The sequence below is a fragment of the Geobacter sp. AOG1 genome, from assembly GCF_019972315.1.
Lineage (GTDB): Bacteria > Desulfobacterota > Desulfuromonadia > Geobacterales > Geobacteraceae > Geomobilimonas.
Window position 1 is genome coordinate 2887664 of record NZ_BLIZ01000001.1, and the last position, 14840, is coordinate 2902503.

Below are 14840 nucleotides of genomic sequence, written 5' to 3' on the forward strand. Positions count from 1 at the left end.
ATATGGAAGAAGGAAAACCGGAAATCACTACCGGCGGATCCCCGCTGGCCATTATCGGCATCGGCTGTCTCTTTCCCGGGGCTGAAGACCAGAGTACCTACTGGGCAAACATCCGTGAAGGAATCGATGCCATCACCGACATCCCCTCGACCCATTGGCGCACGACGGATTACCACGACCCCGACCCCAAGACCGCCGACCATACCTATGGGAAACGGGGGGGCTTCCTCTCTCCCTTTCCGTTCAACCCCATCGAGTTCAATATTCCCCCCAATACCATGGAAGCGATCGATACATCCCAGCTTCTCGGGCTGGTTGCCACCGGTCAGGCCCTGAAAGACGCCGGCTACGGACCGGAAAAGGAGTTCGACCGGAACCGGGTCAGCGTCATCCTCGGCGTTACCGGTACTCTCGAACTAGTGATCCCCCTGGGGGCCAGACTGGGGCATCCCATCTGGAAAAAGGCCATGAAAGATGCCGGGGTTGATGATGCCGTCGCCGAGGATGCAGTTCAGCGCATCTCCGACTCCTATGTATCCTGGCAGGAGAATTCCTTCCCCGGGCTCCTCGGCAACGTGGTTGCGGGGAGGATAAGCAAGCAATACGACCTCGGCGGAACCAACTGTGTCGTGGATGCGGCCTGCGCCAGTTCGCTCAGCGCTCTCCATCTAGCATCCATGGAACTGGACTCCGGCAAGGTCGACATGGTGGTGACCGGCGGGGTCGACACCTTCAACGACATCTTCATGTACATGTGCTTCAGCAAGACTCCCGCCCTCTCCCCGAGCGGCAACGCAAAACCGTTTGATGCAAGCGGCGACGGCACCATTCTCGGCGAAGGGTTGGGGATCGTTGTCATCAAGCGGCTGGCCGATGCAGAGCGAGACGGTGACAGGATCTACGCGGTGATTCGCGGCATCGGCTCTTCCAGCGACGGCAAGGGGGATGCCATCTACGCACCCAGTGCCGCCGGCCAGAAGAAAGCGCTCCTTAACGCGTACCGGCAGGCCGACGTCACTCCGGAGAGCATCGAACTGATCGAGGCGCACGGCACCGGTACCAAGGTCGGTGATGCCGTGGAAGTCTCCGCGCTGCGCCAGGTCTACGGCGAAGCTGACACCCCCTGGTGCGCGCTCGGCTCCGTCAAATCCCAGATCGGCCACACCAAAGCGGCGGCCGGCGCGGCGGGACTCATCAAGGCAGCACTCGCCCTGCACCACAAGGTCATCCCACCCACCATCAAGGTTGAAAAACCGCTGGACGAAGTGACCTCGGGGCCGACCCCTTTTTACATCCCTACCGAAAAGCGCCCTTGGCTTCCCCGGGCCGGTGGTCCCCGCCGTGCGGCGGTAAGTGCCTTCGGCTTCGGCGGTTCAAATTTCCATACGGTTCTGGAAGAGTACCGCCCGAAAAAGGACACCGTCGACTGGGACGGCGACACCCAGATCTTCCCGTTTTCCGGTGCCGATGTGTCGACCCTGGAAACGGCAGTCGGTGCGCTGCCGGCCGACATGCCCTGGAAAGAGCTCCGTGGTCGGGCTGCCGCAGCACGTGCCACCTTCGACGGCAGCGCCCCCTGTCGGCTGGCGTTGGTCGTCGAGCGGGACAGGACAAACCTTACCGGACTCTGCGCCAACGCCCAGGCCATGCTCCGCAAGAATGCCGCCGAACGCTGGAATACTCCGGACGGCGCCTATTTTTCCCGGACCATGCCGTGCAAACTGGGGATGGTGTTCCCCGGCCAGGGTTCCCAGTATACCGGCATGCTTCGCGATCTCGCCTGCCGTTTCCCCCAGATGATCGACAGCCTGACCGCCGCGGATGCGGGGCTAGTGTTTTCGGACGGCATGCGCCTGTCGGACAGGATCTACCCGATTCCGGCATTCGATCCGGCGGCACGGGAACGGCAAGAGGAAGTTTTGCGCGCAACCGAAGCAGCCCAGCCCGCCATCGGCGCGGTGAGCCTCGGTGCCCTGCGGATACTGGAATCATTCGGCCTCGCCCCCGAGGCGGTGGCCGGGCACAGTTACGGTGAACTGACCGCCCTCTGCGCCGGCGGTCGCTTCGACGAATCTGCACTCCATGGCCTTTCCCGCCTGCGTGGCCGCCTCATGGGCGCCGGCGCCGGCGACAAGGGGGGAATGCTGGCCGTTCCCGCCCCCCTGGCAACAATAGAGCAGATACTCGCCGAGGAAAAAATCGATCTTGTCATTGCCAACCGGAATGCCCCGGCCCAGGCCGTGCTGTCCGGCAGCAGCGCCGAAATCGACCGGGCCGCGACCATTTTCGCCGCCCGCAAACTCACATGCAAGCGGTTGCCGGTGGCTGCCGCCTTCCATAGCGCCCTGGTCGCCGATGCCGCCGCACCATTCCTGACCGAGCTGGCAGACATCGACCTCTCTCCCGGTAATCTTCCGGTCTATGCCAACACCACAGCAGCTCCCTACCCCGCCGATCCTGCTGCTGCGAAAGAGCTCCTCGCCGGCCAACTGGCCCGCCCGGTGGAATTTGTCGCGGAAATCGAGGCAATGTATGCCGCCGGCATCCGGACCTTCGTCGAAGTCGGTCCCGGCGCCCGCCTATCCGGACTGATCGACGGGATCCTCGGCGAGCGCGACCATGTCGCCGTTGCCATCGATGCCTCCTCCGGCAGACGCGCCGGCATAGCCGATCTGGCACGCGCCCTGGCCCAGCTTGCCGTCCTCGGTTACGGCGTACGGCTTACCGCTTGGGACGAAACGTACCGACCCCCGGTATCGTCCACAACAAAAAAACCGGCCATGACCATTCCGCTCTGCGGCGCCAACTACATGCAGCCCAAGCCTGCACGCCCGCCGGTGGCGCCGAAGCCTGCTGTCGCTAGCGCATCACCCGCACCCCACGCCACTGCACCCCCCCTTGCGGCCGTTCCATCGGCAACTTCAGCAGTTCCCCAGGGAATGCTTGCCGAATCGCTCCGGGTCACCCGTGAAAGCATGGTACTGCTGCAGAAGATGCAGGAGGAGACCGCCATGCTCCACCGCCGGTTCCTGGAAGGGCAGGAAACGGCGAGCAGAACCTTCCAGACGCTTCTGGAAAGCCAGCGCCAGATTCTTATGGGAGGAATCGTCGCTCCGGCTGCACCGTTCGTTCCCGTCCAACCGACCACCATGGTTACACCTCCCCCCGTGGTGATGCCGGCATCCCCCCCTGTCTCCGAAGCGGTCCCCTCACCGGTCGCCATGCCGGTTACAGCTCCCGCCACTTCCAGCAACCGGGTGGCCGAAACCCTGCTGGCGGTGGTAAGCGAGAAGACCGGCTATCCCGTCGAGATGCTCGACCTGGAGATGGGGATGGATGCGGATCTGGGGATCGACTCCATCAAACGGGTCGAGATCCTCTCCACTCTCCAGGAACGCCTCCCCGGCGCACCGGCCATCGGCCCTGAACACCTGGGGTCCCTCCGCACCCTGGGAGAGATTGCCCGCCACCTGGGTGCGGGTGCCGCACCGGTAGCTGCGGCTGTTCCTGCACCGGCTACCGTGAACAATGTCGCCGAAACCCTGCTGGCGGTGGTGAGCGAGAAGACCGGCTATCCCGTCGAGATGCTTGACCTGGAGATGGGGATGGATGCGGATCTGGGGATCGACTCCATCAAACGGGTCGAGATCCTCTCCACTCTCCAGGAACGCCTCCCCGGCGCACCGGCCATCGGCCCTGAACACCTGGGGTCCCTTCGCACCCTGGGAGAGATCGCCCGCCACCTGGGTGCGGGTGCCGCACCGGTAGCTGCGGCTGTTCCTGCACCGGCTACCGTGAACAATGTCGCCGAAACCCTGCTGGCGGTGGTGAGCGAGAAGACCGGCTATCCCGTCGAGATGCTCGACCTGGAGATGGGGATGGATGCGGATCTGGGGATCGACTCCATCAAACGGGTCGAGATCCTCTCCACTCTCCAGGAACGCCTCCCCGGCGCACCGGCCATCGGCCCTGAACACCTGGGGTCCCTTCGCACCCTGGGAGAGATCGCCCGCCACCTGGGTGCGGGTGCCGCACCGGCGTCCGAGCCAAGTTCTCTCCCGGTCACGCCCGTTGCCGACACCGGCGTACCGGCAGACGCTGCGAAACCCGCTCTCTCCGTATCTCCCATCGGGCGAAGCACCATTGTCCCGGTCCCCCTGGACACGAACGATTCAACCATATCAGTGGCGGCCGGAGGAGAATTCTGGGTTGTCGACGACGGTTCTCCCTTTACGACAGAGCTCTGCGCCATCCTCCGTGATCGCGGGGTCACCTCCCGCCTGGTCTCTACCCACGAGCAGTCTCTCCACTCCCCAGCTCTTCTATCGGGACTGGTCGTAACCGCTCCGTTCCTGGGAACCGACGACCTGTTCCTCGAAGAGGCATTTCTCCTTCTGCAAGGTGCCGCGCCGGCCCTGCGTCAGGCGGGAACCGCAGGAGGTGCTCTCTTTGCAACCATATCGCGTCTCGATGGCGCGTTCGGTGCCGCGCCGGACGGGCAACTTTCCGATCCGCTCTCCGGCGGACTTGCCGGACTCGCCAAGACTGCCAGTCACGAATGGCCGGAAGTTGCCTGCAGGGCCATCGACCTGGGTCAGTTCGCCGATCCGGCAGCGGCAGCCTGCGCCGTTGCCGATGAACTTTTCCGCTCCGGACCGCTGGAGGTGGGACTTACCCCCGAAGGCCGTTCAACCCTCGCCCTGACCAATTTGCCGGCAGCCCCGGTTCCGTCAGCAATCCCCGTCGACAAGGGGGATTTGGTCGTCATAACCGGCGGCGGGAGGGGTGTGACGGCAGCGGCGGCAATCGCTTTTGCTGAAGCATGCCAGCCGGTTCTTCTCATCCTGGGAAGAAGTGCGGCACCGTCAACGGAGCCGGAGTGGCTCCTGAACCTCACGGAAGAGCCGCGTATCAAGCGGGCCATTCTGGAGCAGGCAGGGGGAAAACTCCATCCCCGGGAGATCGAGGAACGCTTCCGGACGGTGATTGCCGGCCGTGAGCTCTCCGCCACCATGGCCAGGATCGAGGCGGCAGGGGGCCGGGCACTCTACCGCTCAGTGGACATCCGTGACGGGGCGGCAGTCGGTGCCGTTATCGAGGAAATCCGCCGGGAATACGGGCCGGTTCGGGGAATCGTCCACGGTGCGGGGGTACTGGCCGACCGTCTCATCGTCGACAAGTCGCGAGAGCAGTTCACTGCCGTCTACGGCACCAAGGTTGACGGACTCCGTGCCCTTCTGGCCGCTACCCGTGATGACAGCCTCCGTTTCATCGCCCTCTTCTCCTCGACCACAGGCCGCTTCGGACGGACCGGTCAGGTGGACTACGCGGTCGCCAACGAGGTACTCAACAAGCTCGCCCAGGTGGAAATGCGGCGCCGACCGGCCTGCCGGACGGTGAGCATCAACTGGGGCCCCTGGGACGGCGGCATGGTGACACCGGCCCTCAAAAAGGTCTTTACCGGCGAGGGGATCGGTCTCATCGGCCTTGCAGAAGGGGGAGATTTTCTCGTCAGGGAAATCGCCGCATCGGACGGCCCGGTCGAGGTAGTCGCCCTTGCTACGGCTCCTGGTTCGCCGGCAACCGTCCAGACCGCAGTACGTTCGAAGAACCTCACCGAAGCGCTGACCCTTACCCTGACCGTGGATGACTACCCCTTCCTCCGCTCCCACGTCCTCGACGGCAAGGCGGTCCTCCCCATGGCAGTGATCGTGGAGTGGCTGGCCCACGGTGCGCTCCACGGCAATCCGGGCTTCCGTTTCCATGGTTTCAACGACCTGCGCATCTGCAAGGGGGTCGTCTTCGACCAGTCGACCCCCTGCACCATTCAGCTCATGGCAGGGCGCGCCGAAAAGCGTGAATCGTTCCATCTGGTACCGGTCGAGCTCCACAGCACGGGCAAAAACGGGCAGACGGTCCTCAATGCACGGGCCGAGATCGTCCTGGCGACACGGCTCACCGAGGGAATCAGATCCATCATCGAGCTCCCCACGACCCCCTACGCCCTTCATAATGGCAAACTGTACGACCGGGAACGGCTGTTCCACGGCCCCGACCTGCACGGCATCGAGCAGGTCGACGGCTGCTCGGCTAAGGGGATTGCCGCTTCCGTCAAAATCGCGCCCCCCCCATCAAGCTGGATGAAACACCCACTCCGGAGCGCCTGGCTCACCGATCCCCTGGTTATCGACAGCGCATTCCAGCTCATGATTCTCTGGAGTTTCGAGCGCTTCGGAGCCGGTTCCCTTCCTTGTTATGCCGGCCGCTACCGGCAGTTCCAGGAAGCCTTTCCCGAAGAGGGTGTCCAGGTCGTCATTCGTGTGACCGCCGAACGCGAACACGGTGCCACTGCCGACATGGAGTTTCTGGATCGTCATTCGGGAAAACTCGTCGCTCGGCTGGAAGGGTACGAATGCGTCATAGATCCCTCTCTGGAGCGCGCTTTCCAGCGTAACCAGCTATCGCAGGAACGGGGAGCCGCCTGACCTATGCAGCATGCTCCATCAGTGGCGATCGTCGGGATAGGAGGCATCTTTCCCGATGCACCGGATCTCGAACGTTTCTGGAACAATATCCGCACTAGCTGCAGCGCTATGCGGGACGTCCCCCCGGGGAGATGGCTTCTCTCCGCCGACGCTGCCTTCGGGGAGGAAGTGGGCGCACCGGACCGCGTTTATTCGCGGCGCGGCTGCTTCATAGACGAACTCCCCCCCCCGTCGGAGCTGGACGGCCTCTCCATCGACCGGGAGCTCCTAGCCGGCCTTGATCCCCAGTTTCATCTCCTGCTCCATGCGGGAAAACGGGCGTTCGAAGACGGTATCACGGATCAACTCGACCGTACCCGTGTTGGCGTCATCATCGGCAACCTGGCCCTGCCGAGCGAGAAGTCCGCTGCCTTGACCCGCCAGTGGCTGGGAAGGACGTTCGAAGAGAAACTTCTCGGCAAGTCTCGCGACCATACAGCGACCGAACCCCTCAACCGCTACGTCGCCGGCCTTCCCGCCGGCATTCTCGCCCATGCCCTCGGTCTCGGAGGGGGGAGTTGCACCCTCGACGCCGCCTGTGCCTCTTCTCTTTACGCCATCAAGCTCGCCGCCGACGAACTCCTTGCCGGCCGGGCCGACGCAATGCTGACCGGCGGTCTTTCCCGCCCCGATCCCCTCTACACCCAAATGGGCTTCTCCCAGCTGCGCGCCCTTTCCAAGCGGGGCATCTGTTCCCCCTTCGATGCCGCCGGCGATGGTCTCGTGGTCGGCGAAGGTGCCGGCCTGTTCCTTCTCAAGAGAACCGAGGATGCCCTGGCCCATGGTGACAGGATCTACGGCGTCATCCGGGGGATCGGGCTTGCCAACGATGTGGGGGGAAGCCTGCTCGCCCCCATGTCCGAAGGACAGCTGCGTGCCATGCGCGCCGCCTATGAAACGGCGGGATGGAATCCCGGCGACGTGGATCTCATCGAGTGCCATGCCACCGGGACGCCTGTCGGGGATGCAACCGAAGTGGCCAGCCTCCGGGAGCTCTGGGGGGAAACCCCGCCAGCGGCAGAGCGTTGCGTCATCGGCTCGGTCAAGTCCAACATCGGTCACCTCCTCACCGCCGCCGGCGCTGCCGCCCTGACGAAGGTCCTTCTCGCCATGGCAGAGGGAACGCTCCCCCCGACTGCCGGCTTCACAGCCCCCCAGCCGGCAATGGACCTTGAAAACTCACCGTTTCGCGTCCTGACCGGCAGTACCCCCTGGCACCGTCGAGGCGACGGTATCCCCCGGCGGGCGGCGGTCAGCGCATTCGGCTTCGGCGGCATCAATGCCCACCTGCTCGTGGAGGAATGGCTGCCCGGCACGGGAGATTCCCTTCGCGCTTCGGTCTCCTCCACGCCACCACCTCGCCCACCCATTGCCGTTGTCGGCATGGATGCACGCTTCGGACCTTGGCAGTCACTCCGTGCCTTCCAGGAGCGGGTCCTCGGCGGCGATTCCGACAGGATGCCCGTCGCCGTCCCCTCCCGCAGGTGGTGGGGTGCGGAAGAGAGTTCCTGGTTCCGGGAGGAAGGCTATCACCGGACCCCTTTCAACGGCTACTTTCAGGACGACGTGGCGGTTGCCGCAGAACAGTTCCGGATACCGCCGCGGGAGATCGAGGAGATGCTTCCCCAGCAGCTTCTCATGCTCAATGCGGCTGCGGGGGCCCTGACCGATGCGGGTATGAACCGTGAGGACAATCTCCACGCCGGGGTATTCATCGGTATCGCCCTCGATCTCAATTCGACCAACTTCAGCTTCCGCTGGTCCCTTGCCGAAAGATCGACGGAGTGGGGGAAGGAACTGAGTCACGACGATCTTCAGCCCGAAGAGGCGGCCGAATGGACCGCGTCGCTTCGCGATGCTGCCGGGCCGCCCCTTACTGCCAACAGGACCATGGGGGCGCTCGGAAGCGTGGTGGCAAGCCGTATCGCACGTGAATTCCGGGTTGGCGGCCCCAGCTTCACCCTTTCGAACGAGGAAAATTCCGGTATCCGGGCACTGGAAGCTGCTACTCGGCTTCTTCAGGCAGGGGAAATCGACAAGGCGCTCGTAGGTGCCGTCGATCTTGCAGGTGACCTGCGCGCGGTCCTCGGACAGCACGGAGTACGTCCTTACTCACTCTCCGGTCGGGGTCTCCCCTTCGACACCCATGCCGATGGAGGCATTATCGGCGAAGGCGCGGCGGCGGTCGTCCTCAAGCGGCTCGAAGATGCCGAACGGGATGGAGATCGCATCTACGCGGTCATTCGCGGGGTCGGGTCCGCCGGCGGTGATACGGTGACTCCCGGCGTAAGCACCTATCGGCACGCCCTGGAACGGGCCTACGCCGATGCCGGTGTTGCGCCATCGACGGTCGGCCTGCTGGAAGCCCATAGTAGCGGCAACCCGGTCGAGGACCGAATGGAAGCCCAGGCTCTGGAGACATTCTTCGGAGAACTGCACCTTCCTGAACGTTCCTGCGCCCTCTCCAGCGTGGCGGGCGACATTGGCCAGACCGGGGCCGCCTCCGGTTTCGCCTCCTTCATCCGGGGGTGCATCGCCCTTCACCAGGAGATCATCCCCCCCTGCCGCGGCGTGGAAAATCCCCTTCCCGGCCTCGCCGGCAACAGTCCGTTCTATCTCCCCCCCACCCCCCGCTACTGGCTCCGCAACCGGGCCGACGGACCGCGGCGAGCTGGCATCAGCACCTTCGGAGTTGACGGCACCTGTTGCCACGTTGTCCTCGAGGGATGGGAAAACAGAACCGGCAACGCCGAACCGGAGCGTATCACCCCCGTCGACCTGGGGACCGAATTTCTCTTTACCCTGACGGGAAACACTCCGGAAGAGATTAAACAAAAACTTGAACTATTGGCACACAACATCCGGGAAAACAACAACTCGAACCTCTCCGTCCCGGCCCGTGAATGGCACGGCCGTGAAGCAGCCACTCCAGCCGGCGTGCTTGCCCTGGCACTGGTCGCCCGAAACCGGGAGGAACTCACTGCGCTCATTCACCAGGGGAATCAGACCCTCGCTTCCGGCAGCATCGTTTCCACCCTCTCCCCACTCCTCCGTGACCGGTTGTTTTACTCCCCGACCCCGCTGGGGAACGACGGGAAGATCGCCTTCATCTTCCCTGGTTCGGGGAACCACTACCACGGCATGGCACTGGAACTCTCCGCCCGCTGGCCCGAGGTATTCCGGCATCAGGACCGGGACAACCTCAACCTCCGGCGTCAGTTCCAGCCTGAGCTCTTCTGGAACGGGCCGCTCTCCGCAGAAATAGACGACCACCGTGCCGTCATCTTCGGCCAGGTAGCCACCGGCTGCGCAGTCAGCGATGTTGTCCGCAGCTTCGGCATTCAACCGGCCGCGGCCATCGGTTACAGCCTCGGCGAATCGGCCGCCCTGTTCGCCATGGGCGCCTGGCGCGACCGGGATGGCATGCTGTCGCGGATGCAGGCGTCAACCCTCTTCACCCGTGATCTTGCCGGTGAGTGCCGCGCGGCCCAGCGGGCCTGGAAGCTGAAAGAGGGAGCCGCCGTCGACTGGAGTATCGGCGTGGTGGAAGCCTCCGCCCGCGAAGTCCGCCAGGCCCTTCGCTCCACGGCCCGCGTCTACCTCCTCATCGTCAACACCCCCGATGAGTGTGTCATCGGCGGCGACGCCAAAGGGGTCAAGCGGCTCGTCGCCATGCTCGGCTGCAGGTTCTTTCCGCTGCACGGGGTCACCACGGTTCACTGCGAGGTAGCACAGGAGGATGCAGCCCCCTATCGGGAGCTGCATCTTTTCCCGACCGTGCCACCGCGGGGGATCACCTTCTACAGCGGCGCAAAGGGGCGTTCCTACGAACTGAACCGGGAGAGCGCCGCCGACTCCATCCTCGCCCAGGCTCTCGATGGCATCGATTACCCCGCTGTCATCGAATCTGCCTACGATGACGGCATCCGGATTTTCCTCGAAATGGGGCCGGGAAGCTCATGCAGCCGGATGATCGGCCGTATCCTCGACGGCCGCCCCCACCTTGCCCGGTCGGCCTGTTTTTCGGGCCAGGACACGGTATCCTCCGTCCTGCGCCTTTTGGGGAACCTGGCAGCGGAGCGGGTGCCGGTGGACCTCGCCCCCCTCTATACGGCACAGCCGCTGCAGGTTCAGACCTCGCGACCGGATCACCTCATTCGTGTCCGGACAGGTGGTGCGCCGTTTCAGCCATCTCTCCCCATCCGCCGTCCCCAGCCAGCGACGTCTCTGCCCAAGGATGCGGCAACCGCCAGAGAGCCGGCTCCAACGGTGACAAGACCTGCTGCACCACCTCGCGCATCCGCTTCCGTTCCGTTCATGCAGGATGCACTTCAACCGGTGTTCGAGGAATTTGCCGCCGCCCAGGAGGCACGCACCAAGGCACACGAGGCCTATTTGAACTTCAGCGACGGTCTGGCCAGGACCATGGCGGACACCATAGCGTTCCAGCTCTCCATCCAGCAGGTCATTGAAGGTGCCGGGGCCACGGGGGATTGTGCCGTTGCCGGGGCACAGCCGTATGCACCTCCACCTCCGGCCGCAAACGTCGCCTTCACGCGGGAGATGTGCCTCGAATTCGCCCGGGGGAGTGTGGGGCGGATGCTCGGCCCGGATTTCGCCGAAGCCGACAGCTTCCCGACCCGGGTGCGGCTCCCCGACGAACCCCTCATGCTTGTCGACCGGATCGTCACGGTGGAGGGGAAGGCGAAATCCATGACCAACGGACGGGTGGTCACTGAGCACGACATCCACCCCAACGCTTGGTACCTGGACGGCAACCGGATACCCACCTGTATCGCCGTGGAAGCGGGTCAGGCGGACCTCTTCCTTTCCGGCTACCTGGGAATCGACTTCATAACCCGGGGAATGGCGGTCTACCGCCTCCTCGACGCAGTGGTGACCTTCCACCGCGGGCTCCCCGGTCCGGGGGAGACCATCCACTACGACATCCGGATCGAGCGTTTCTTCCGCCAGGGCGAAACCCACCTCTTCCGCTTTCTCTTCGACGCCACGGTGAACGGCGAGCCGCTCCTCACCATGCGGGACGGCTGTGCCGGCTTCTTTTCCGCTGCAGAACTGGAAGCGGGCAAGGGGATCGTCCGGCCCTCCCTCGACCTCCGCCCCCGTACCGGCATACGTCCCGCCGACTGGGAAGCGCTGGTCCCCATGGTACGGGAAAGCTACGATGCCGGGCAGCTGGACCGACTCCGGAAGGGTGAGCTGGCCGGCTGCTTTGGAAGCCCCTTCGCCGACCTCCCGGTAGTTCGCCCCCTTACCATCCCCGGCGGCAGGATGGAACTGGTCCACCGGGTCATGGAGCTTGATCCCGCCGGCGGACGCTACGGCATGGGGATCATCCGCGCCGAAGCCGACATCCGCCCCGACGACTGGTTCCTCACCTGCCATTTCGTCGATGACCGGGTCATGCCCGGCACCCTCATGTACGAGTGCTGCATGCACACCCTGCGCATCTTCCTCCTCCGTATGGGATGGGTGGCGGAGTGCGACGAGGCGGCATGGGAGCCGGTTCCGGGGATTGCGAGCCAACTCCGCTGCCGGGGGCAGGTGCTGGAAACGACGAAGATCGCCGCCTACGAGGTGAGCATCCGGGAACTGGGATACCGCCCCGAGCCGTATGCCATTGTGGACGCCCTCATGTATGCCGACGGCAAACCGATCGTGGAGATCACCAACATGTCGGTCCGCCTGGTGGGGACGACAAAAGAACATCTGCTCGCCCTGTGGCGGGGTAGGACCGTTGCCGGTAGAGACGCCGCATACAATGTCTCTACGGTGCCTGGTGGAAAGAAGCCCGCCATCTATACCAAGGAACAGATCCTCGCTTACAGCAATGGCAAGCCTTCCGAAGGGTTCGGCGAACCCTACCGGATATTCGACAGCGAACGGAAGATCGCCCGTCTCCCCGGCCCCCCCTTCCAATTCATGGATCGGGTCACCGCCGTGCGTGGAGAGCCATGGCAGATGGTTGCCGGCGCCATGGCCGAGGCCCAGTACGACGTACCGGCCGATGCCTGGTACTTTACCGCCGACCGTCAGCCACGCATGCCCTTCTCCATCCTGCTTGAGGCTGCCCTCCAGCCCTGTGGCTGGCTGGCGGCATACGTCGGTTCGGCCCTCACCTCCCCCACCGACATCTCCTTCCGCAACCTCGGGGGAAGTGCTCTGCAGCATCGGCCGGTTACCCCGGACAGCGGCACCCTGACCGCCACGGCAACCATGACAAAGGCCGCCACCAGCGGCGGGATGATCATCCAGGAGTTTGACTTCAGCGTAGCGGACGGGCTGGGAATCCTCTATGAAGGGGAGACCATGTTCGGCTTCTTTTCCCGCGAGGCCCTTGCCAACCAGGTGGGAATCCGGGATGCGGCCATCTATATGCCGACGGCAGATGAGACGGCACGCGGCAGGAATCTCCCCTATCCAGTTCTCCCCCCTTACCCTGAGAAACAGCTCCGGATGATCGACTGGGTTGAGCAGTATGTGCCGGACGGCGGTCCGGCAGGGCTTGGCTACCTGCGGGGACTCAAGGAGGTCGTTCCGGACGAGTGGTTCTTCAAGGCCCACTTCTATCAGGATCCGGTCACCCCCGGCTCTCTGGGACTGGAATCGTTCCTCCAACTCCTCAAGTTAGCCACGGTGGAACGGTGGGGATGGCAGGAAGGGACAGTCCTGGCCGCCGTTGCCCCGGCAAGGCGTCACCGCTGGCTCTACCGGGGACAGATCGTACCGACAAACAACCTGGTGACGGTCCATGCGTGGATCACCGCCGTGGATGAACGAGAGCGGATACTCACCGCCGACGGGTTCCTGTCGGTGGATGGGAAGGTGATCTACCAGATGAACGATTTTACGCTGCAGCATGACGCCACATTTGAGCGCTAACTTTGTTGGCTCTTCGAAAGCTCCTCGACATAGTGACAACTATGCCTCGTCGCTTTCTCATCGCCGCCTTGTTATCATCTCAAATCTGACGTCCTGCACAAAGACTGGCATGGAGCAGACAGCATGAGATATTCCCGTGTACATATCGAGGCGCTCGGCTACGAACTGGCGCCGGTGGTGGTGACCTCCGCCGAACTGGAGAAACGTCTCGAACCGCTCTACAAGGCACTCCGGTTCACGCCGGGGCAACTGCAGGTGCTCACCGGCATCCGGGAGCGACGCTGGTGGGAACCGGGATACCCCCTTTCCCGGGGGGCGATCGCCGCCGGGAAAAAGGCCCTCGCGTCTTCAGGGATATCCCCCCGCGACATCGGCGTGCTCGTCTACACCGGCGTCTGCCGGGAGCAGTTCGAACCGGCGACCGCCTGCCGCGTCGCGGCGGGCCTCGACATCGGTGGGGAGACCATGATCTATGACCTATCCAACGCCTGCCTCGGTGTCCTCAACGGTATCATAGACGTGGCGAACCGTATCGAGCTCGGCCAGATCAGGGCAGGCCTCGTTGTCTCCTGCGAAAGCGCCCGGGATATCAATGACATCATGATCGCCGACATGCTCGAAAAGCAGAGCATGGACCACTTCGCCTCCTCCCTTGCCACCCTGACCGGCGGCTCGGGGGCAGTGGCGGTCCTGCTTACCGATGGCTCCTTCGGATCGGCAAGCGGCCGACGGCTTCTTGGCGGAATGGCGCAAGCTGCCCCCGAGCACCACGGTCTCTGCCTCTGGGGAATCGACCCGGACGGAATGGGGGGATATGTCCAGTCCATGCGCACCGATGCGGTGAACGTGATGAACAACGGCGTCGAGCTCGGACGGCGCACCTGGGAGGCCTTCCTTCCGGAGATGGGATGGCGGGTCGAGGACGTGGACCATGTGATCTGCCACCAGGTCGGCTCGGCGCACCAGAGCACCATTCTCAGGACTCTGGGAATACCCGTCGAAAAGGACTTCACCACCTACGAATTCCTCGGCAACATGGGAACGGTCTCCCTCCCTCTCACCGCCGCCCTCGCGGAAGAGCGGGACATCCTCTCCCCCGGTAATCGGGTCGCTTTTCTCGGCATAGGGAGCGGGTTGAACTGCCTGATGCTCGGGTTGGAGTGGTAGGTAAGCTGGCATAGCTTTCTTGGGATTAGTCTTGAGTGGCAAAGGCTCGGGAGTGGAGGGAACAGGTTGTGCGACGAGCGGACACCCGCCAGCCGTTTCCGACATCACCACAGTAGCGAGATCTACCCAAGTAAAGCGAAGAGGAAACCGGTCAAGGTCCGCAGCACAACCTCGACCGGAATGGACGAGATTTTGACACTCAAGGCGGCAAACCGTCTATTTGACACGTTTTAAACAGGGATTCCC

The 14840-nt window shown here is 63.8% G+C and carries 3 protein-coding genes; all 3 read left to right on the plus strand.

Annotated elements, in window-relative coordinates; genetic code table 11:
• Positions 1–2: 2 nt before the first annotated feature.
• Positions 3–6485, plus strand: a complete 6483-nt coding sequence (locus tag LDN04_RS13140; protein WP_223913392.1) for a type I polyketide synthase — start codon at positions 3–5, stop codon at positions 6483–6485.
• A 3-nt stretch (positions 6486–6488) separates the two neighbouring features.
• Positions 6489–13427, plus strand: coding sequence for a type I polyketide synthase (locus LDN04_RS13145; RefSeq protein ID WP_223911386.1), 6939 nt, complete (start codon positions 6489–6491; stop codon positions 13425–13427).
• A gap of 123 nt (positions 13428–13550) precedes the next feature.
• The gene (locus LDN04_RS13150; protein ID WP_223911390.1) at positions 13551–14594 is read left to right on the plus strand and encodes a 3-oxoacyl-ACP synthase III; all 1044 of its coding nucleotides are present in this window, start codon (positions 13551–13553) and stop codon (positions 14592–14594) included.
• Positions 14595–14840: the final 246 nt, after the last annotated feature.